Source organism: Paenibacillus sp. Leaf72, from assembly GCF_001422685.1.
Lineage (GTDB): Bacteria > Bacillota > Bacilli > Paenibacillales > Paenibacillaceae > Pristimantibacillus.
Genome location: NZ_LMLV01000001.1, coordinates 250,508 through 271,829 on the forward strand (window position 1 = coordinate 250,508; position 21,322 = coordinate 271,829).

General features: G+C 50.2%; 19 protein-coding genes and 1 pseudogene. 6 read left to right on the forward strand and 14 right to left on the reverse strand.

All coding sequences use genetic code 11. From position 1 onward, the window contains the following. Window positions 1-172 precede the first annotated feature (172 nt). The 4 genes from pdaA to ASF12_RS01050 all read right to left on the reverse strand — a co-directional run bounded on the left by pdaA (window position 173) and on the right by ASF12_RS01050 (window position 2,859). Window positions 173-958, reverse strand: coding sequence for a delta-lactam-biosynthetic de-N-acetylase (gene pdaA / locus ASF12_RS01035; RefSeq protein WP_056028580.1), 786 nt, complete (start codon window positions 956-958; stop codon window positions 173-175). A gap of 83 nt (window positions 959-1,041) precedes the next feature. Beyond that, complete coding sequence (locus tag ASF12_RS01040; RefSeq protein ID WP_235533008.1) at window positions 1,042-1,932, reverse strand: sigma-70 family RNA polymerase sigma factor; 891 nt, start codon at window positions 1,930-1,932, stop codon at window positions 1,042-1,044. 80 nt (window positions 1,933-2,012) lie between these two features. Further along, a complete protein-coding gene (locus ASF12_RS01045) occupies window positions 2,013-2,459 on the reverse strand; it encodes a carboxymuconolactone decarboxylase family protein (protein WP_056028587.1) in 447 nt (148 codons plus the stop codon). Window positions 2,460-2,670: 211 nt separating this feature from the next. Then, complete coding sequence (locus tag ASF12_RS01050) at window positions 2,671-2,859, reverse strand: hypothetical protein (RefSeq protein ID WP_056028590.1); 189 nt, start codon at window positions 2,857-2,859, stop codon at window positions 2,671-2,673. Between the two features lie 136 nt (window positions 2,860-2,995). Here ASF12_RS01050 and ASF12_RS01055 point away from each other — a divergent pair, with 136 nt between their 5' ends. Next, a complete protein-coding gene (locus ASF12_RS01055; protein WP_056028593.1) occupies window positions 2,996-3,322 on the forward strand; it encodes a helix-turn-helix domain-containing protein in 327 nt (108 codons plus the stop codon). Window positions 3,323-3,354: 32 nt separating this feature from the next. Here the strand turns inward: ASF12_RS01055 and ASF12_RS01060 are convergent, their stop codons facing one another. After that, entirely contained in the window at window positions 3,355-3,798 is a 444-nt protein-coding gene (locus tag ASF12_RS01060) for a phosphatase PAP2 family protein (protein WP_056028596.1), read from the reverse strand. Window positions 3,799-4,078: 280 nt separating this feature from the next. Between ASF12_RS01060 and ASF12_RS01065 the strand changes: the two genes are divergently transcribed. The 3 genes from ASF12_RS01065 to ASF12_RS01075 are packed head-to-tail and all read left to right on the forward strand — an operon-like array spanning window position 4,079 to window position 7,012. Then, a complete protein-coding gene (locus tag ASF12_RS01065; RefSeq protein WP_056028599.1) occupies window positions 4,079-4,945 on the forward strand; it encodes a class I SAM-dependent methyltransferase in 867 nt (288 codons plus the stop codon). Then, window positions 4,945-5,712, forward strand: a complete 768-nt coding sequence (locus tag ASF12_RS01070) for an RluA family pseudouridine synthase (RefSeq protein ID WP_056028602.1) — start codon at window positions 4,945-4,947, stop codon at window positions 5,710-5,712. The genes ASF12_RS01065 and ASF12_RS01070 overlap by 1 nt, the downstream gene beginning before the upstream one ends. After that, window positions 5,696-7,012, forward strand: a complete 1,317-nt coding sequence (locus tag ASF12_RS01075; protein WP_081418553.1) for a CapA family protein — start codon at window positions 5,696-5,698, stop codon at window positions 7,010-7,012. The genes ASF12_RS01070 and ASF12_RS01075 overlap by 17 nt, the downstream gene beginning before the upstream one ends. 147 nt (window positions 7,013-7,159) lie before the next feature. On the opposite strand, the gene ASF12_RS01080 is transcribed toward ASF12_RS01075, so the two are convergent. Then, entirely contained in the window at window positions 7,160-7,564 is a 405-nt protein-coding gene (locus ASF12_RS01080; RefSeq protein WP_046233412.1) for a MarR family winged helix-turn-helix transcriptional regulator, read from the reverse strand. Window positions 7,565-7,760: 196 nt separating this feature from the next. Between ASF12_RS01080 and ASF12_RS35150 the strand changes: the two genes are divergently transcribed. After that, window positions 7,761-7,928: a hypothetical protein gene (locus tag ASF12_RS35150; protein ID WP_172455590.1), complete on the forward strand. Its 168-nt coding sequence runs from the start codon at window positions 7,761-7,763 to the stop codon at window positions 7,926-7,928. On the opposite strand, the gene gyrA is transcribed toward ASF12_RS35150, so the two are convergent. Genes gyrA through ASF12_RS01105 form a run of 5 tightly spaced genes read right to left on the reverse strand, consistent with a single transcriptional unit; the run spans window position 7,919 to window position 15,177 of the window. Beyond that, window positions 7,919-10,372, reverse strand: a complete 2,454-nt coding sequence (gene gyrA / locus ASF12_RS01085; protein WP_056028604.1) for a DNA gyrase subunit A — start codon at window positions 10,370-10,372, stop codon at window positions 7,919-7,921. The genes ASF12_RS35150 and gyrA overlap by 10 nt on opposite strands. Window positions 10,373-10,384: 12 nt before the next feature. Next, window positions 10,385-12,355 carry a DNA topoisomerase IV subunit B gene (gene parE, locus ASF12_RS01090; RefSeq protein WP_056028607.1) on the reverse strand — a complete coding sequence of 657 codons (1,971 nt, stop codon included), beginning with the start codon at window positions 12,353-12,355 and terminating at the stop codon, window positions 10,385-10,387. Window positions 12,356-12,411: 56 nt separating this feature from the next. Then, window positions 12,412-13,398, reverse strand: coding sequence for an ABC transporter permease (locus tag ASF12_RS01095; protein ID WP_081418554.1), 987 nt, complete (start codon window positions 13,396-13,398; stop codon window positions 12,412-12,414). Further along, entirely contained in the window at window positions 13,391-14,350 is a 960-nt protein-coding gene (locus tag ASF12_RS01100; RefSeq protein WP_056028610.1) for an ABC transporter ATP-binding protein, read from the reverse strand. The genes ASF12_RS01095 and ASF12_RS01100 overlap by 8 nt, the downstream gene beginning before the upstream one ends. Before the next feature lie 14 nt (window positions 14,351-14,364). Then, window positions 14,365-15,177: a GDSL-type esterase/lipase family protein gene (locus tag ASF12_RS01105; protein WP_056028613.1), complete on the reverse strand. Its 813-nt coding sequence runs from the start codon at window positions 15,175-15,177 to the stop codon at window positions 14,365-14,367. Between the two features lie 143 nt (window positions 15,178-15,320). Here ASF12_RS01105 and ASF12_RS01110 point away from each other — a divergent pair. Then, window positions 15,321-16,049: pseudogene (locus ASF12_RS01110) on the forward strand (TylF/MycF family methyltransferase). Between the two features lie 160 nt (window positions 16,050-16,209). Here ASF12_RS01110 and purT read toward each other — a convergent pair. From purT to ASF12_RS01125, 3 genes are all read right to left on the reverse strand, one after another. Then, window positions 16,210-17,391: a formate-dependent phosphoribosylglycinamide formyltransferase gene (gene purT, locus ASF12_RS01115; protein ID WP_056028616.1), complete on the reverse strand. Its 1,182-nt coding sequence runs from the start codon at window positions 17,389-17,391 to the stop codon at window positions 16,210-16,212. Window positions 17,392-17,533: 142 nt separating this feature from the next. Continuing rightward, window positions 17,534-19,363, reverse strand: coding sequence for an ABC transporter ATP-binding protein (locus tag ASF12_RS01120; protein ID WP_056028619.1), 1,830 nt, complete (start codon window positions 19,361-19,363; stop codon window positions 17,534-17,536). Further along, entirely contained in the window at window positions 19,363-21,144 is a 1,782-nt protein-coding gene (locus ASF12_RS01125) for an ABC transporter ATP-binding protein (protein WP_056028622.1), read from the reverse strand. Before ASF12_RS01125 ends, ASF12_RS01120 begins: the two co-directional genes overlap by 1 nt. Window positions 21,145-21,322 lie beyond the last annotated feature (178 nt).

Sequence of the window (21,322 nt, forward strand, 5' to 3'; positions counted from 1 at the left end):
CATAGCGGCGCTCATTTGGCGCACAGCATGCCCCCTATACACATAAAACGAACCCCGTGCATTCTTAACAAGATCACGGGGTTCGTTTTATTTTTTATATTTCCGTTTTATTTCTTATCGTATTCAGCGTATGTGGCGATTAACTTTCTCCTGACGAAGCAGCAAATACCTATCAATAGCTGCGATTCGTCAGCTGATCCAAGCTTTTGAATGTATAGCCTTGCGCCCTCGCGCCATCTATAATCGCCCCTAAAGCTTGGGCATTGTCGCTTGAAACCGAATGCAGCAATATTACAGCTCCCGGATGGAGCTGGCGCATCACTTGATCTAGGGCGTATGCTGCACCCTTCTGGCTCTTAATGTCCCAATCCTTGTAGGCAACCGACCAAAAAACGCTTGTATATCCAGCCTGCTTGCTGACAGCAAGCACCTGTTTGCTGAAAATCCCCCTCGGCGGCCGCAAATACGCCATTTGCTGCTGGCCGGTCAGCAGTGCCGACTGCTCCTCCACCTTTTTGAGCTCGGTCTGAATTTGTCCTGAGCTGAGCTGTGTCATATCCGGATGGCTCCATGAATGGTTGCCAACGATATGTCCTTCTGACGCCATACGTTTCACCAACTCCGGCTGATCCTTAATAAAATGGCCTGTTACAAAAAAAGCAGCAGGCACACCCTTCGCTTTTAGCGTATCCAGCACCTTAGCTGTATAGCCGTTTTCATAGCCATTATCGAAGGTCAAATACAGCTCCTTTTGCTTCGTATCGCCGAGGAAAATCGCCCCATTTTGCTGGACGATGCCTTTGAAACCTTCCTCATTTATCGAAGGCAGCTGTCCTCCAGCGCTTTTCTTAAACCCAAAATGATACACGCCCGGCTGCGCCATTACGCTGTCCATCCCCAGGCAGCCTAGCCATACAGCCAGACACAGGCTCAGCAGCCGGAGTGCTATTCGCTTCATCATGCTGTTCCCCCTCATTCATATGCTGCTTACTCGACCTTATGTTCTGCATCCAGCAAGCAAATTATGAGTGGAACCTTACATTAAATAAACGATAGCTTATCCGGGTTATACATCACATAAATTCGCTTTATACGGCTGCCTTCCTCCGTTTGCACCCATTCTAGGCACATGACCGCCTGAACCTCTTTTCCCCGGCGGAAAATGAGCGCTGGCTGTCCGTTCAACATAGAAATGGATATGTTCGTACCGTGCAGGCTGTGCGTGGACATTCTCCGCAGCAGTATTACAGCGCGGCGTGCGCTAATAACGGGCCGTCTCACTGCAGTAACTTTGCCGCCGCCGTCGGTGATAAACACAGCATCTTGACGCATCAGAGCAAGCAGCTTCCCAATATCGGCCTGTTCAAATGCCGCAACAAATGGCTCCAATGCTGCTGCGTCCACTGTTAGCTCTTGTTCCTCAGCATCCGATTGTGGAAGCAGGCGGTACTGGTCAAGCGCCAGCTTGGCACGACTTAAAATTTTGCGGCAGTTTGACTCAGACTTGCCTACCAGCTCAGCAAGCTCATCGTAGCCATAGCCATAGCCTTCACGCAGCACAAATACCGCACGCTCTAATGGGGATAAATGCTCCAGCATGACGAGCATGGCATAGCTGATCGTTTCCCTGCGCGCGAGCTGCTCCAAAGGCTCATCGCCATAATCGCCGCTCCATGGCTCCGGCAGCCATTCGCCGACATAAGCTTCTCGCTTGTGGCGGGCAGATTGCAGCACATTCATGCAGCGGTTGACCGTCATTTTGCACAGATAGGCTTTGACATTGCGCAGCGGAGAAGGCTCTGCCGACTGAAGCGTCACAAAAACATCCTGGACGACATCGTCCGCCTCCTGCCGTGATCCAAGCAGCTTGTATGCAAGCGAGCTAAGCAGCGACTTATAATCCGCATACCACTCTGCTACTTTCCACAACACCTGAGTATCCGCCATCTCGCTTCCAAAACTTCCTTTCCCGTAAACAAATAACCAAATTTATAATTTCCTATAACGTCCTTTTAGTCGAAGCAGCCGGGGAACATGCTAGTTGAAATGGCAATCCGATTCCAGCTGTTGATCGTAATAATCGCCAAAATTAATGCTGCATATTCCGCTTCATCATAATAGTCTCTCACGCGATTGTACAGCTCATCCGGCACTCCCGCTGAAGAAACCTGAGTCACGTGCTCGGTCAATTCCAAAACGGCACATTCCTTTTCCGTATAAATAGGCGCTTCTCGCCATACGCTTAGCAGCATAATTCGCTGCAAACTTTCGCCTTTGTTCATCAAATCCTCACTATGCATATCCAGACAAAAAGCACAGCCATTGATTTGCGACGCCCGCAGCTTAATAAGCTCATAGGTGATAGGATCAATGCCGGAGCTTGACGCTGCTTTCTCCAATTCCATCAACGCTTTAAATACTGCAGGGTTCGCCGTGCGATAGTTTACTCTTAATTTCATTTTAAATTCCTCCCAGTAGGTTGGTGTTTTTCGGTTCTCATAAGATAAGACAAAGAAGCCGCCCCTTTTGTGACAAGCATAAGCAAAAAAAGCCAAACTCTACGCATAAAGCGTAAAATCCAGCTTTTTTACTCTTATTTCCATACTCTGAAACAACATCGTTTGCAATGCTTGATTGCACAGAGGCCCGTTCGGTGCCCTTTCTTGCAAGCTATTGCTTCTCTAATCGGTAAGTATGGCCGCAGAAAGAGCATTTGAACAACATCCCAGTATCGCCCATGATCCAGCTGATGCGATCATCGTCCTCTGCTTCTAAATATTCGCGCCCCTGTTCGTCTCGATCTCCGGTTGCGAACAATCCGGTTTGATTGCCGCAAACACATTCAAAGGTTAGTACCACGGTTTGTTTCCCCTCCCCTAAACACAGTTGTTTCCTGCTATTTTCGCCAAAACTATTGACAATGATACATTTTGTATCATAAATTAATAGTTAAGCTTGTATTATTATTTCAGCTTTTTTGAAGGAGCCACTAAAAATGACGATGGGAGACCGCTTGAAGGAACTCCGCCTACAAAAAAATCTTTCGCAAGAAGCCGTTGCCCGTGCGATCGGGATCACCCGCTCCGCTTACAGTCATTACGAAATTAACAATCGCCAGCCGGTATATGAAACGCTGATTAAGCTCGCCTTCTTTTTTCATGTGACGACGGATTATATTATTGAAGGTGAGACCCGCCAGCAAGTGGCTGGGCTCGCCAGGGAAGAAACGCACGAGCTGCTGCAGCTGCTGAATCATATGGATGAAGACAAACGAAAAGCATCGATTCATAAATTGCTTAATGTCATTCGCGAGTCGGAGTAATCCTTTGCCGGCTTGCTGCCCTGCTGCTTTCTTTAGCGGCGAGCCGTCAGAACGGTCATCATCAGTGCAAGGATGGCAAAGCTCGCTGCATACCCGCCAATAATGTCCGTTGCGTAGTGGACGCTGAAATAAAGTCTTGAAGCGCCCATTAATACAATAAGCAATCCGGCGAGTACATAGCTGGCCCGCTTCATCGTTTGACTAAACCAGGCATCCCTTCCAATCCAAATAGCTGCAAGCCCATAAAGCGCCATCGCCATCATGGCATTTCCGCTTGGAAAGCTTGCGCCAGCTGCCTCTAATCCCCAAGCCTCCTCTGGCCGGCCCCGGTCAAAGGCCATTTTGGCCAACGTATTCGTTATGTATACAAGTCCAGTACCTACTATAATCGGAGCTGCTTTCAGCCAGCCGCTGCGCCAACCGAACCATAGAAAAAGCGCAAAAGTCGCTGCGATAATAAATAGAGAAGAACCCATATAAGACAGCGCCTTGAAAAAAGCCGTCCATCCTTCTCCCCGCATTTGCTCAGCGAATGCGGCTGTTTCTTTGTCGAGCTGTGACAGCTCTGGACGTGCTGCAATCGCTGTAGTTAACGCAAATAATACCAGGCTTGCGGCAAGCCCGGCGACCCATCCCCAAAATACCTTTCGAATAAATATCCTCTCCCAATTGCTTCAACTTGTTTGCTTCGCTATAATTAGCGTTGACCTTAATATTATAATACAAATTTTGAAATTGGGAAGGAACGCTAAAATCATGTACGTATCAGATAAATGGAGAGATTACGAGGTAATAGATACAGGGAATGGAGATAAGCTGGAGCGTTGGGGCTCTTATATTCTTCGCAGGCCGGACCCGCAAATTATTTGGCCAATAGCGAAGGAAGACGGCTTGTGGAAAAAAACAGACGGCCACTACCACCGCAGCTCCTCTGGCGGCGGCGAATGGCAGTTCAATTCCCAGCTGCCGGAGCGCTGGACCATATCCTATGGAGAGCTGTCCTTCCATATTAAGCCGACCAGCTTCAAGCATACGGGGCTCTTTCCTGAGCAAGCGGTGAACTGGAGCTGGATGATGGATAAAATCCGCACGGCGGACCGTCCGATTCGCGTACTCAATCTTTTCGCCTATTCCGGTGGAGCTACGGTTGCGGCTGCCGCAGCAGGCGCAGAGGTTGTTCACGTGGATGCTTCCAAAGGCATGGTGCAGTGGGCGAAAGAAAATGCCCAGCTTTCCGGGCTGTCCGACAAGCCGATCCGCTTCATTACCGACGATGTATTCAAGTTTGTTCAACGCGAGCAGCGCCGGGGCCGTCAATATGACGCTATTATTATGGACCCGCCGTCCTACGGACGCGGACCGAACGGCGAGACGTGGAAGCTGGAAGAGAACCTGTTCCCGTTCCTTGAGTTCTGCACGACGATTTTATCCGATAATCCATTGTTTATGCTAATTAATTCGTACACGACAGGTCTATCCCCATCCGTGCTGCATAATCTGCTTCATATGACGATGGCGAAGCGCTTCGGCGGTGCGATACATTGCGGCGAAATCGGTCTGCCTATTACTGCATCCGGACTGAACCTGCCTTGCGGCATATTGGGCCGCTGGGAGTCTGTCTAATGGCTGGCTACTCTCTAGATGGCATCGGCGAAATTCCGGTGCTGTTTGAAGACAATCATATTTTGGCAGTTGTGAAGCAGCCGGGCATTCCCTCCCAAGAGGATCACACGGGTACGCCGGATATGCTGACACTGCTCAAACGCGATTTAAAAAAACGCCACGATAAGCCGGGAAATGTGTTTCTCGGCCTTATTCACCGACTGGATCAGCCTGTGGGCGGCGCCATGCTGTTCGCCAAAACCTCGAAAGCGGCCTCACGGCTCTCCGAGGCAGTCCGCAGCAGAAATTTTGGCAAAACCTATGTGTGCGTCGTACATGGCAAGCCTCATGCGGCAAGCGGCAAGCTTCGCCACTTTATCCGCAAGGATGCGAAGCTTAATCAGGTGACCGTATTCAAGCAGGAAGCACCGGAAGCGAAGGAGGCTGTGCTCGAATATACGGTTATAGCCAGTACAGACCGTTATGCTCTCATAGCTGTCATGCTGCATACGGGACGGCCCCATCAAATTCGGGCGCAAATGGCCTTTATCGGCTGCCCGCTGGTGGCCGACCGCAAATATGGAGCGCCGCAAACGGGCGGTGTTAACGATATCGCGCTTTGGTCTACTTCCGTTTCGGTTTCCCATCCCATAACGAAGGAACACGTCTGCTTCCGCTCCATCCCTTATGGGTCGAAAGCTTGGGGCTGGTGGCCGCAAGCCGAGCTGGAAGCCGCAGCAGACGTCTACCTGGCTGAAGGAGAATCCGTCCATGCGCCGAAGGACTAAAATTCATCTCGCCGTCAATATGATCCTGCTGCTGATGGCAGCAGCAGGACTCCTTATTATTTTTTTCCCGCCGCTAGCAGGCTCATTACCGTTTACCGCTAACAGCGTCGATTCCACGATGCAAGTGGAGTCGGAATCGAGCGCCAGCGCACAATCGGCTACAGCTCCTAGTGCAACGACCTCCCCTGTGCTATCATCTGAGCCATCACCCGAGCCCACTACAACGCAGGAAGCCAGTGTTCCCCCATCCAGCCCTTCTAACAGCTATCAGGAAGCGCTATGGGTCGCCGTTGGCGATATTATGATGCATTCCCCGGAGCTGCCGGGTGCTTATAACAAAAAGACGAAAAGCTATAACTTCGATCCTTTCTTTCAAGATGTAGCGTCGATATTGAAAGAAGGCGACTGGGTTTTGGCGAATTTAGAAACGCCTGTAGCCGGATCCGCGTTCGCTTATACGGGTTACCCGACGTTTAATGCGCCCGTTGCCCTGCTCGATGCGCTGCAAAACGCCGGCTTCAACATATTGACCAATGCCAACAATCATATGCTCGACAAAGGCGAGAAAGGGCTGCTGCTGACGCTGAAGCATATGAAAGAGAAAGAGTTTATAATAAAAGGCTCCGCCGCCACACAAAAGGAAGCGGATACAAACATCATCGTCGAAAAAAACGGGATTCGCATGGGGCTGCTCGCTTACACGTATGGTACGAACGGCATCGCTATTCCTAAAGGAAAGCCATATATGGTTCCGCTAATTGATGAGCAAAAAATGATTGCCGATATTAAGAAGCTTAAGAAAGCAGGCGCCGATTTTGTTACGGTAGCGCTCCATTTTGGAACGGAGTACCAGACGAAGCCCAATGAGGAGCAGAAGACGCTTGCCCGCAAGCTGATTGCGGAAGGCGCCGACATTATCGCAGGCTCGCATACGCATGTCATTCAGCCCTATGAGGTGCTGGAGGCAACGGATGACGACGGCCGCGAGCGCCAAGGACTTATCATTTATTCGATGGGCAATTTTATTTCCAACCAGCGTGGAGACACGAAGGATTATGGCGTCATTTATCAAGTGCTTATTCGCAAAAATAACGGGGACGGCAGCATCCAGCTTGCCGATATTGAAGCCATTCCGACTTGGGTTTACCGCTACAAACCGGATCATAATTATCGCTATCGCATATTGCCTGTTGAGCAAACGCTTGCGGAGCAGTCGAGCAAGCTGCTTACACCAGATCTATATGCCTCTCTGAAAAAAAATCTCAGCCTGCTGCGCACCCGGCTCGAATCGATGTCCTAATCGCGGCTGTTCAGGGCAGAATGGGTAACAGGATAAGCAAACATAAAAGGGCGTTGCCGTCTTAGGACAGCAACGCCCTTTTTGTGCAGAATATAGCGGCGTCTTGCCTTAAGCCGCCTGTTCCACCTGCACCCTGCATTAGCGGAACTATCTATTGGCTACCTTGCCTAATAAGTAAACAAGCAGCTGCTGATTATGGGAGGAGATCCGGTCTAGCGCTTCGGAAATGAGCTTCGTTCGTACTTCCTTGCCACGCTGTGCCTCTGATTTCCCTTTGCCTGATACGGATACCCATACAATTCGTCTATCGGCTGTATCTCTTGTACGTACAATTAGTTCATTGCGCTCCATACGATCGAGCAAAGTAGTAATCGCTGCTGGAGTCGTTGCCAAATGCTGCAGCAGATCGGATGGCTTCATCGGTTGGTGTTGCAGCAATAAATCCAGCACATTCAGCTGGCCTTCCGTGAGCGGCGCCAGTCCCTCTTCCAGACCTGTCCTCCATTCTCTGCTTAGCTTCGTCCACAATCGAGTAAATTCATCAGAAACCATTCATACACCCGCTTCCTGTCCAATTTCTCTTTAATTCCAATTATACCATCCGAGATTGTCGAATAAAAGGTTAACCCGATTAATAATTTCCCTCACAAACTGCGATATACCCGAACGTTTTGACAAGAGTAGACATACAATGAATCTGGGCGCTTTCCCTATTTCGCCATCCTCACCTCATAAGGAGTGAACCTCAATGGACAACGAGAAAGCCGAAATTATTCGCAAAATTAAAGCTTATGGCATCATAAAAAACCCACAATGGCTCGATCGCCCGGATGAGCTCGTACCATTGTGGGTTATGTTGGATGCGATGATCCAGTTAATTGAACGCTTTGATCCGCCTAATCGCCCTTATGATTGAAGGACATCAGACGGACGGACAATGACTGCCGTTAAAACATCATTTTTTTCGAGCGGAACGATAGTCCGCCCTATCGATCTGCGATCATCTATCGGTGATTTCTCCGTCGTCATCGGCAGCTTAGCCCCAGATGAGGCTAGCGCGATGAGATCAATCGCATCCTTGCAATAAACGGCATAAACAAGTGCTGAGCCATTCGGCTTCACGCGCTTGCCTTCTTTAAATTCGAACGTCTGAACCCCTTTGCCGCCTCTGCCCTGAACAGGGTAATCCAGCAGCAGCGAGCGTTTGGCATAGCCAAGGTCAGAGATGACGAACAATTCTCCTTCATCCTCGCCTACCCAGTCTGCCGCAATCAGTTCGTCGTCTTCCTTCAGCTGCATGCCGCGCACGCCTCCAGCGACACGCCCCATAGGGTTTACTTCGCTTTCGGAGAACCGGATGCTCCAGCCTTGCTTGCTCACGAGCATCAGCTGCTTCGTACCGTCGCTCGGCAAAATTTTAATAACCTCGTCGCCTTCAGCTACTTTGCAGGCTGCAATCGCTGTCGAGCGCGTTGACATATAGTCCTTCAGCTCAGTCCGCTTCACCTGTCCGCGTTTGGTAACAAAGACGAGCGAAGCGCCTGGAACATTAAAGTCCTTCACTGGGATGACGCTAATGATCGCATCATCCTTCGGAATCGGAACGATATTGACGACTGCGGTCCCCGTATCCTTCCATTTGAACTCGGGAATTTGATGGACGGGCAGCGTGTAATATTGTCCCTTTTTCGTGAAGAGCAGCAAATTATCAATCGTGTTGACCGCGTACAAGCCGCGAATGATATCGCCATCCTTCACGCCCGCGTTGCCAACTTCACCGCCGGAGCGCGTAAACGAAAGCATGCTTGTCCGCTTCATGTAACCTTCATTGCTCAGTGTAACGAGCACTTCCTCAGGCGTTACCATCACCTCAAGGTTAACCTTAAGCTCTTCTACTTCTCCCTGGATGTCTGAACGGCGGTCAATGCCGAACTTCGCATGAATTTCCATCAGCTCATCACGAATGACACCGATCAGCTTCTTATTGCTGTTCAAGATGCTGCTCAAATAAGCGATGCGCTTCATCACTTCTTTATGCTCTTTCTCCAGCGACGTAATTTCCAAATTCGTCAGACGATACAGCTGCAACGTTAAAATCGCATCCGCCTGGCGCTCGCTGAACGCGAACTTCTGGACGAGATTTTGCTGCGCATCGGCACGGTTTTTGGAAGCTTTAATCGCCGCAATCACTTCATCAAGCAAATTCAGTGCCTTAACGAGACCTTCCAGCACATGGGCACGATCTTCCGCTTTTTCCAGATCATATTGCGTACGGAATGTGACAACTTCCTTCTGATGTGCAATATACGCATCCAGCATTTGGCGAATGCCGAGCTGCTGCGGCGTTTTATTAACGATAGCCACCATATTAAAGCTGTAGGCCACCTGCAAATCCGTCTTTTTGAGCAAATAAGCCAAAATGCCGTTTGCATCTGTTTCCTTCTTCAGCTCGATCACGATCCGAAGGCCGTTTCGTCCACTCTCATCGCGCACCTCGGCGATACCTTCGACCTTTTTCTCCAGTCGAATATTTTCCATCGCCGTCACAAGGCGTGATTTGACAACCTGATAAGGAATTTCGGTAATGACAATTTGCTGGCGTCCGCCGCGCATGTCCTCGATTGCTGTCTTGGCGCGCAAATAAATGCGGCCTTTGCCAGTCGCATAAGCATCGCGTATGCCTTCCTCACCCATGATGAGGCCGCCCGTCGGAAAATCAGGCCCTTTAATAATTTGCATCAGCTCTTCGAGCGTCGTCTCTGGGCGGTTCATAACGGTGATACAGCCATCAATAACTTCACGCAAGTTATGGGGCGGTATTTCAGTCGCAAAGCCGGCAGAGATGCCGCTGGCCCCATTTACGAGTAAATTGGGGTAGCGAGACGGCAGCACAACCGGCTCTTTCGTCGTATTATCGAAATTATCCTTGAACATGACCGTACGCTTATCAATATCTCTCAGCAGCTCAATGGCTAGCGGAGATAATCTAGCTTCCGTATAACGCATGGCCGCAGCGGGATCATCATCCATCGAGCCCCAGTTGCCGTGGCCGTCAACGAGGATATGCCCCATTTTCCAAGGCTGCGCCATCCGCACCATGCCCTCGTATATCGAAGAATCGCCATGTGGATGATAATTGCCCATTACATCGCCGACCGTTTTCGCAGATTTGCGATATGGCTTGTCCGGCGTATTGCCGGAATCGTACATCGCGTACAATATACGTCGTTGTACCGGCTTCAAGCCATCCCGTACATCGGGTATGGCACGGTCCTGAATAATATATTTAGAGTAGCGGCCGAAGCGGTCGCCCACGATTTCTTCAAGAAATGCTGGAAGAAACTGTTCCAAAATGCTCATGCTGCTTGCCTCCTATTCCTCATATTCCGCAAAATCAACATTTTCCAAAATCCAGCGCTTGCGTGGATCAACTTTGTCGCCCATAAGCGCAGACACTCGGCGCTCCGCCTTCGCAGCATCCTCGATCTGCACCTGCAGCATCGTCCGCGTCTCCGGATTCATCGTCGTTTCCCACAGCTGGTCGGGATTCATCTCGCCAAGTCCTTTATAGCGCTGAAGCTCAAAGTTTTTGCCGAATTCCTTTAAATAATTTTGCAGCTGCTCATCCGTCCATGCATAACGCACCGTCTCCAGCTTGCCGGATTTTCGCGTCAGCTTGTAAAGCGGCGGTTGAGCAATATATACGCGTCCGCTGTCTATAAGCGGCTTCATATAGCGATAGAAGAACGTTAGAAGCAGCACCTGGATATGGGCTCCGTCCGTATCGGCATCCGTCATAATAATGATTTTGTGATAGTTGCATTCCTCGGATTCAAATTCCGGGCCTACGCCCGCGCCAATAGCGGCGATAATCATTTTGTACTCGTCGTTTTTCAAAATATCATGCAGCTTGGCTTTCTCCGGATTCATCGGCTTGCCCTTGAGCGGCAAAATCGCCTGATGCTTCGAATCACGCCCCTGCTTGGCCGAGCCGCCCGCCGAATCGCCTTCGACGATAAACAGCTCATTGCGCGTAACATCCTTCGATTGCGCTGGCGTCAGCTTGCCGCCAAGATTGGAGCTTTCGCTCTTCTTCTTGCCGCTGCGCATATCTTCCCGCGCCTTGCGCGCCGCTTCCCGCGCCCTTGAAGCCTGAACAGCCTTCTTGAGCAGCAGCTGGGCAACCTGCGGATTTTCTTCGAGAAACACTTGCATTTTCTCCGTCACAATCGCATCAACGACGCCGCGTGCAGAAGCGCTGCCGAGCTGGTCCTTCGTCTGGCCGACGAACTCCACCTCAGACATCTTAATGTTGATGACCGCCATCATGCCTTCGCGGAGATCATTGCCTTCCAGATTTTTGTCCTTTTCCTTCAGCATCGCGGCTTTGCGGGCATAATCGTTCATGACGCGCGTATATGCGGTTTTGAAGCCCGTTTCATGCGTACCGCCGCCCCGTGTAGGAATGGCATTAACGAATGAAGCCAGTGTTTCCGTGTAGCCGTCATTGTACTGAAGCGCCACTTCAACCTCAATATCCTCACGCTCGCCAGTAAAATGAATGACGTCATGCAGCACCGACTTGTCCTCATTGAGAAACTCGACGAACTGGCGCGCTCCGCCTTCATAATGGAACACATCGAGCTTGCCGCTGCGATCATCCTTGATCGTCACTTTCAGCCCCGAGTTGAGAAAAGCGATTTCCTGCAGCCGTTCTGCCAGCGTATCGTAATTCAGCGTAGTTCCCGTCTGAAACACGCGTCCATCCGGCTTAAATGTAACCTTCGTGCCTGTCCGCGACGTCGTTCCCGTTACTTCAAGTCCCGTTGTCGGCTCGCCGACATGCTCCTTGCCATCCGCATCTACCCAATATTCGAACCGAAGCTTATGTATTTTTCCATCACGGAAAATTTCCACTTCCAGCCATTCGGATAGCGCATTCGTTACCGAAGCGCCGACGCCGTGCAGGCCGCCTGATTTTTTATATCCCCCGCCGCCGAACTTTCCCCCAGCGTGAAGGATCGTAAATACGACTTGCGGCGTTGGAATTCCGCTTTTATGCATCCCTGTCGGAATGCCTCGTCCATTGTCATAGACCGTAATGGAACCGTTTTTGTGCAAAGTTACCTCAATGGCGGAACAAAATTTCGCCAAATGCTCATCGACAGCATTGTCTACGATTTCCCAAACGAGATGATGCAGCCCTGAGCTGCTCGTAGAGCCTATATACATTCCCGGACGTTTCCGTACGGCTGTCAAGCCTTCAAGAATCTGTATATCATCGGCCTCATAATTCCGATCCGCGGCCGGTGCTTGTGTAAAAACATCTGCATGCTCTGCCATATGCGCCCCCCTTATCTGCAGCACTTGTTACATTGTTACCGTATCTTCAAGCTATTTTAATTCAAGATGTCCTGTTTAGTAAAGACGCTGAACGAGACAATAAGCCCCGCAATCGCCCAAATCGCAAGCACGATAAGGGAAAAAGAAAATGACATGCCCTCAATCGGCGGCGGCGAACCTTCCAAATATGTCGGCAAATTGAGGTTCACGGCGAATAAATATTTGGCATTTTCCCACGAGGAGGACATGCTCGAAAGAATTGTTCCGGCAATGACAGAAGCCATCATGATCACCATGCTTGCCGCCGTGCTTCTGACAAGAACCGATACCATCAAAGCGAGAATCGCTACCGTCATGGCGGACAGCCATACGAGTCCCGTCTGCATGAGCATGTACAGCCACTGAGGAACAATGTGCACAAAGCTCGTGTCGACCTCGCTGCCGTTGATCGTAAAACCGGTAAAGATCGGCAAGCCCCAGCCTCCATAGCCGAAGAACATGCCCGATATTAAATAACACAGCAGCACCATCACCCCGACAAGCAGCGATACATAAAGAGTAAGCGCCGCGAGCTTGCTGAACAGCACCTTCCATCTGCGGACCGGCTTGGTAAGCAGCATTTTGATCGTTCCGGTGCCGCGCTCGCCAGATACGAGATCAGAACCAATGGTCAAAACGAGCAGCGGAATAAACAACCCTACCGCATTATTCATAAATTCCCGAGTAAAAGTGACGCCATTCGGGCTGCTAGGATTGACATCATGATCCAAATAATATTGAAGCTGCTGTACCGCAATGCGCTGCTGCTTCTTCCATTCCTCAGGAATCCGATTGCTGGACAGCCTGTTTTGCATATCCGTAATTTGCTGCAGCACCTCGTTGCGCCAGTCGGCAAATTTGTCTTTATTGTTCTGTGCTACGGTTAACTGAGCATACGTGAACATTGGAATAATAACAAGGAGAACAAGGACAATGACGAGAAACCTTCTTTTTTTCCACATTTTCAAGGTTTCATTTTCAATAAGGAGCAGTAGTTTATGCAAGGCTTTTCCCCTCCGTCATGTTCAGAAACAATTCTTCCAGTGTAGGAGCCGCTTTGTGCACCCCTTCAACGCTTATACCTTCCGCTACCAGCCGGCTGACGGTACCTGCAATATCCTCTAGCGGCATCGTTGTGACGACGGCGCCCGGCATGCTCGCAAGCACGCTCTCATCAATACGGTGCTCCTCTTCCGAAACGATTGCGGCCTTGCCATCTTGCAGCAGCAAAGCAATGCCTTTCTCCCGAGGCTCCAGCTGCCATAATACATACGTTCCAGCCTGCTGAACCAGCTCGTCCACCGAACCGACGGCCAACACTCTGCCCTTGTCAATAATGGCCACTCTATCGCACATCAATTGAATTTCACTGAGCAAATGGCTCGATATGAACAGGCTAATGCCTTCTCCGGCAAGCATCCGCACAAACGCCCTCAGCTCCTTGATCCCAAGCGGATCAAGCCCATTCGTCGGTTCATCAAGAATAAGCAGCTTCGGACGTCCAAGCAAAGCTTGGGCAATGCCTAAACGCTGCTTCATGCCAAGCGAATATGTTTTGACTTTCTCATGAATGCGCTGCGTCAGGCTGACGATTTCGACGACCTCGCTTATTCTGGCCTCATCCACATCATCAAGCATATTGGCAAAATATTGCAAATTATCCCAGCCCGTCATATAGCCATACATTTCAGGGTTTTCTACAATGCTCCCGATATGACGGAGCGCCTGCTCCGGCTGCTTCTGGACATCATGTCCGCAAATCCGGATTTGCCCAGAGGTTGGCTTAATAAGATCGACCAGCATGCGAATCGTCGTCGTTTTGCCAGAGCCATTGGGTCCAAGAAAACCAAAAATTTCACCTGCCCGCACCTCAAAGCTGACATCGTGAATAATTTGCTTGCCGCGAATTTTTTTGCTTAAATTTGTCACTTGCAGCACTACATTTGACTGTTCCATAGCGCCTCCTTCTGCTACAACGCCTGCACGACCCGCTGCGCAATTTGTTTGTAACCTTCATGATTCGGGTGAAAATGGTCTGATGACAAGTAGCTGCCAATCCGTTCCTCAAACAAATCGAATGTCGGTACCATCGTCATATTTGAGTATTCATGAAGCATGTCATAGGCTTTCTCGTTCCACTTCTGAACCTCCAAGCTGCCATCCCGCAGCTCTTTTACATCAAAAAACGGATTATAGAGGCCAATATAAATGATGCGGGCATCCGGATTAATCCGGTGCAGCTCCGAAAGCACATTATCCAGCCGCTTCAAGCCTTCCTCAAGTCCCTTCTCCACCTGCGCGAGCGACATGTTTGGTTCAGCTGCTGCAGTTCCATTGGAATCCTGAGCGCCTTGCAGCGATTGAAACAGGTCGTTGCCGCCAATCGTCAGCAAAATGACATTTGCCTGCTGCAGCGCATAAGCCATGCCTTTATCCGTCTTTAAATTTTCCGCAAGCTGGTCGGCGCGCAGCCCGCTAATGCCCAAATTATTGACGAGCTCCGCCTGCTTGTCCGGATCAGCAGCCAAGCTGTCTACGACCTGCTTGACATAACCCCCGCCTGCCGAATCGCCAACTCCCTTGGTCAGAGAATCGCCTATTGCGACAATGCGAAGCTGATTTTTCTCAGCCGTCTGCTCTGGCAATGCTGTAACCTGCGGCTGTACGGATACAGAGGGAAACAGCTGATCCTTAATGGCATAGCCAATACCAACGAGCATCAATATCGTGATCAATAGGGAGCAGGCGCCAATCATAATGCCTAATCTTTTGGATGAACGCATCGCTTGTCTCTCTCCTTTTTCACAATCATTTACAAATTACAGGCAATGTATAAGTTTTTCGCTCCAATTGCCGTACACACAAGCCATTTTCAAACTTGTTTCATGTTCATACGTTAACCATAAAAAAGAAAAGGACTGTGATTATGAGCAATAATACACCAAAAGAGATGTATTTGGAAATGTTGAAAAAAGCAATATTATTTGAAATTTGGCTGGAGCGTGAGCCTGGCGCTACGAAGGAAAACCGCTTTTAAGGCCTCGATTGGCCCCTCATTGCACATAGTATGATTGGGCGTATTCGCATGAACCATCTGCATCAGCTTATGAATGCCGTCGTTAGCAACAACATCGAGGGCGATTTCATTGAAACTGGCGTATGGCGCGGCGGAACTTGCATTTTCATGCGCGGCTTTCTGAAAGTACATGGCATAACGAACCGGAAAGTGATCGTCGCCGATTCCTTTGAAGGGCTGCCAGCGCCGGAGGCCCGCTGTCCGATCGACGAAACCTCGAAATTTCACGAGCAGGACTTTTTGCGCGTTTCCTTGCCTGAGGTCGTCAGCAATTTTCAAAAATATGATCTATATGACGATGGCATTATCTTTCTTAAAGGCTGGTTCAAGGATACGCTGCCGGCGGCGCCAACGAATAAAATAGCGATAGCCCGCCTCGATGGCGACATGTATTCCTCGACGATGGATGCGCTGACTCATCTATATCCTAAAGTATCCATTGGCGGCTTTATCGTCATTGACGATTACTCCATTGGCTATTGCGCCGCAGCTGTTACCGACTTCCGCAATGCCTATCACATTACCGATCCGCTCGTGACGATAGATTCAACGGGCGTGTACTGGAAAAAAACAAAATAGGCAAGGTGAAACGGCTATCGCCGTCCTTTGGCGGCAAGGCGCGTTTCACTCCGAGAAATATAAGCCTAATGATAAGTGGGAAACTTATAAATTCTTATATTTCGAGAAGGAAGGGCTGCTGCGCCCATGCGATAACTGGACGCGGCAGCCCTTCTGCAGCCTATTCTCCGTATGTAATATGCAGCAGATCCGCCGCTTGGCGCGCCGTTTCCCGTGCCTGCTCTACATCTGCAGCCGTACTGAGCGCAACAGCCATCCGGCGTCCGACTTTCGTCTCCGGCTTGCCGAATACCCGCACCTGCGTATGCGGCAGCGCCAGCGCTTCCTGCACGCCGCCAATACGGAACTGATTGCTTTCACGATCCGCTTTGAGCGTATGCGAGGCACCTGGCGACAGCAGCCTGATCGTTGGAATCGGGAACCCCAATACAGCGCGAACATGCAGCGCAAACTCTGACAAATCCTGCGTCGCCATCGTAACCATGCCTGTATCATGCGGACGTGGAGAAACCTCGCTAAACAGCACGCCATCCTGCGTAAGGAACAATTCGACGCCATAGAGGCCATAACCGCCCAGCTCTTCGGTCACTTTGCGGGCAATGTCCTCCGCCTGCTCGATTTGCTCAGTGCTCATCGCATGCGGCTGCCACGATTCGATGTAATCGCCATCCTTCTGTACGTGGCCAATAGGTGCGCAGAAGCTCGTGCCTGATACGGAGCGAATCGTAAGCAGCGTAATTTCCGATTCAAACTTAATAAAGCCTTCGACGATAATCCGCTGCTTCTTCGCGCGACCGCCCTCCATAGCGTAGCTCCAGCAAGCTTCAATTTCCGCTTCACTGCGGCAGACGCTTTGCCCTTTGCCAGACGAGCTCATGATCGGCTTAATGACACATGGGAAACCTAGCGCTGCTGTCGCTTCACGCAGCTCCTCCAGCGTATCGGCAAAACGGTAGGCGGCCGTCGGCAAGCCAAGCTGCTCGGCAGCAAGGCGGCGAATGCCTTCCCGGTCCATTGTCAGCCATGCAGCGCGAGCCGTTGGAATGACGCGGAAGCCCTCCTGTTCAAGCTCCAGCAGCGTTTCGGTTGCAATCGCTTCAATTTCCGGCACGATATAGTCCGGGCGCTCCTGTTCAATGATTCGTCTTAGAGCCGCTCCATCCAGCATATCAGCTACATAAGAGCGATGAGCGACCTGCATCGCCGGCGCGTTCTCATAGCGATCTACCGCAATGGTCTCAGCGCCGAGACGCTGCGCTTCAAGCGCTACCTCCTTGCCAAGCTCTCCTGATCCGAGCAGCATAAGCTTGCGCGACGCTCCGGACAATGGTGATCCATACATAATAAAAAGAACCTCCTGGAAGCAAACCGGATAATTGTCGGCGGCTGCCTTAAGGGACAGCGATACCGATTCCGAATTGTTTTTTCTTCCATTGTGGAGGTTCCTGCACTAAAAATCAAGACCTTAACCGCTTTGATTCGACTTAAGCTGACAAGAAACGATATTGGGCTTCAATCAGCCCATTGTATATGCCCTTTTGCGCAATAAGCGCTTCGTGCTTGCCCCGCTCGACGATGCGGCCATGGTCCAGCACGATAATTTCATCGGCATTGCGAATCGTTGACAGGCGATGGGCAATCATGAAGGAGGTCCGTCCAGCAAGCAGCGCCTTTAGCGCCTCCTGGATTTTCAGCTCCGTATCGGTATCAATGCTTGCCGTCGCTTCATCGAGAATGAGAATGCGCGGATTCGCAAGCAATGCTCTGGCGAAGGAAAGCAGCTGGCGCTGGCCCATCGACAAAATGTTGCCGCGCTCCTCTACTTCCGTATCGTAGCCATCCGGCAAATTCATAATGAAATCATGGGCATGAACCGCTTTAGCCGCTTCCACAATATCCGCATCCGATGCATCAAGTCTGCCGTAACGAATATTGTCGCGAATCGTTCCCGAGAATATAAACGTATCCTGCATTACGATGCCGACTTGGGAGCGCAAGCTTTCAATCGTTACGTCGCGAATATCCTTCCCGTCGATCTTCACGCTGCCGCTAACGGGATCATAGAACCGGCAAAGCAGGTTGATGATCGTACTTTTGCCTGAGCCCGTATGCCCAACGAGAGCGATCGATTGGCCTGCTTTGGCTTCCAGGCTAATGCCTTTAAGTGCTTGGCGCCCTTTTTCATATTCAAAAATAATGTTGTCAAATACGACGTCGCCGCGAATATTCGGCAGTGCCTTCGCTGCGCCCTTCTCGTGTACCGTTGGCTCTTCATCGATAAATTCAAAAATGCGCTCGGAAGATGCCATTGCAATAAGCAGCTGGGAATACATTTGGCCAAGCCGGTTAATCGGGTCCCAGAAGTTGCCGATATAGTTGGCGAAGCCGACGAGCAAGCCGATTGTAATCGCACCTTGCTGAATCAAATGGGCGCCGTACCAGAACAAAATAAATGTCCCGATAGCTGACGTAATTTCAATAACCGGACCGAACGCTTGGTTGAGCGCCGAGGCCTTATTCCATGATTTCACATTGACCGTATTCATGTAGTCAAAGAAACGCATATTGTCTTTTTCCTGAACGTAGGCTTGCGTTACTTTCATCCCCTGGATGCTTTCGTTCAAGTGGGCATTAATTCGCGACTGCTTCATCCGAACGTCCTGCCAAGCAAAACGAATCCGCTTGCGCAGCGCAGTCGAAACGATAAACATGAGCGGTACCGTCACCATGATTGCAAGCCCCAGCTTGAAATTCCAGATCAGCAAAATGACAACAATCCCCAGCAGTTGCACGCAGTCCATCAGCAAGTTGACGACACCGTTCGTAAACAAGTCCTGAAGGGCGTTAACGTCATTCGTAATCCGCACAAGCACGGAGCCTGCCGGACGCTTGTCGAAGAAGCGGAAGCTAAGCTTCTGGATATGCTTGAACAGATCATGCCGCAGGTCATAAATGACCTTTTGCCCAATAATATTCGTGTATTTGATCCGGTAGCTGTTGGCAGCCCATTGCACCACATACAGCAAGAGCATTAAGCCGGCATACAAGTACAGCTTTGGCAAGCTTGCCGCGCCATCAGCTGGCTGAATGGCTTCGTCAATCGCGAGGATGACGAGTGCGGGAGTCGCGAGCCGCGTAAGCGTGCCAATAATCATCATGAAGATGGCCGGGATCAGCTGGCGCTTATAGGGCTTCATGTAAACGAACAATCTGCCCACCTGCGCCCAGTTAAACGGCTTCTCGATCGCATCATCATCTTTGTAAATAAAACGTTCTTTTTTATCGTATTTATCCGTGCCGGAAGTGCTGCTCATTATAGCGCCCCCTCCTTCCGCTGCGAACCCGCCTGCTCAAGCTCTTCGAGCGGAAAGTCGGCGTATTGAATTTTGTAAGTATCACGATAAGGGCCAGGCTGCGCAAGCAATTGCTGATGCGTGCCGCGCTGCACAATTATGCCTTGATCCAAAACGATAATTTCATCCGCATGGCGCAGCGAGGAGATGCGGTGGGCAATAATGAATGTCGTGCGACCCGCCATAAGCTCCTTGAAGCCCGCCTGAATTTCATGCTCCGTTTCCATATCTACAGCGCTCGTAGCGTCGTCCAGAATGAGAATATGCGGATTTTTAATAAGGGCGCGGGCAATCGCAATCCGCTGCTTCTGTCCGCCGGACAATCCCATTCCTCTTTCACCTACAATCGTATCGTAGCCTTCCGGCATTTCCATAATAAAATCATGTGCCTTCGCCAGCTTCGCTGCACGTTCAATTTGCTCATCCGTTACATCCTGCATGCCATATGCCAAATTCGTGCGGATAGAGGCGGAGAACAGGAACGTTTCCTGAAAAACAGGAGCCATCTGTCTGCGCAGGCTGTTCACGTCAATGTCGCGAATGTCCATGCCATCCAGCGTAATGCTGCCCTCTTTCACATTATAGGCGCGCATGAGCAGCTGGATAACCGTCGATTTTCCTGAGCCTGTAGCTCCTAGGAAACCGATTACGGAGCCCGCCGGGGCATCAATCGAAATATTCGTTAATGCCGGAGCATTGTCAGGATAATTAAACGTTACGTTGTTGAAACGGACATGCCCTTTAACCAATTGCTCGTCAAGCACGATGGCATGTTCGAGGTTTTTCACATGGACATGCTCGTTCAATAGATTCAGCACCCGTTCGCCGGAAGCTTTGGATTGCGTGTAGTTGTTAATATGGAACCCAATCCCCCACATCGGGCCGATAATGTACCAAGTTAAGCTGAAAAAGGCAACCAGCTCGCCTAGCTTGAGCTCTCCTCTAATGACGAGCATTCCACCTGCTAGAAGCAGAATAACTGCGCTTATGTTGGCGCATAATTCCATAATAGGGAAATAACGAGCCCATATTATTGCAGCACCGATCTGATTCGTCTGATAAGCTTCATTTTTCACTGAAAATTTGTTCACTTCATGCGGCTCGCGGGCAAAGGATTTCACCGTGCGAACACCCGTAATGTTTTCTTGAACAGCCGTCGTCAGGCTGCTGAGCGCGCGGCGCATTTCTTGAAAGGCCGGGTGGATTTTGCGCTCGAAGCGCAAAGCCGTAAACACGAGCAGCGGGATGGTAACCAAAGTAATAAGCGTCAGCTGCCAGTGGATGGACAGCATCATCGCTCCGCCGAATACGACCATCAGCACCACGTTCAAAATTTGGGCAAAGCCAAAGCCGATAAAGTTGCGAATCGCTTCCAAATCCGCAGTCAAACGCGACATGAGATCGCCTGTTTTCGCTTTGTCATAATATTGAAAAGATAGCGATTGCAACTTGTCATAACAAGCATTGCGAAGCCTAAAAGCTACTCGGTTGCCGAGCCTTCCTCCGAAAAAACCATGCAAAAATTGCATCAATCCCTTTAACGTCACAACCCCCACAACAGTTAGCGCTAACGCAGGCACCTTGCCATACTGCTCTTCTTTAATAACATCGTCGATTAAGATGCGAAGCAAATTCGGATATACGAGCCCGAGCGCTGTCGCAAACATCAGGCAGACGATGGAGGTCAAAAGAAATTTTCGTTCGACCCAGTAAAATCGTTTGAGTTGCCTAAAGACGTCCAAGCAAATCCCACTCCCTGTTCTTTTTTGTAAGCATGAATGAATATTATCAGCATCCTATGACAGGAGCAATCTGAGTAAATTTCCGTATATTACATTGAAACAGCCGATTAAGGCAATTTGGAAACACTAACTAACCTATGCTCAAGTATCGTCTTAAATCATCCCTAAAGTGTGCGTC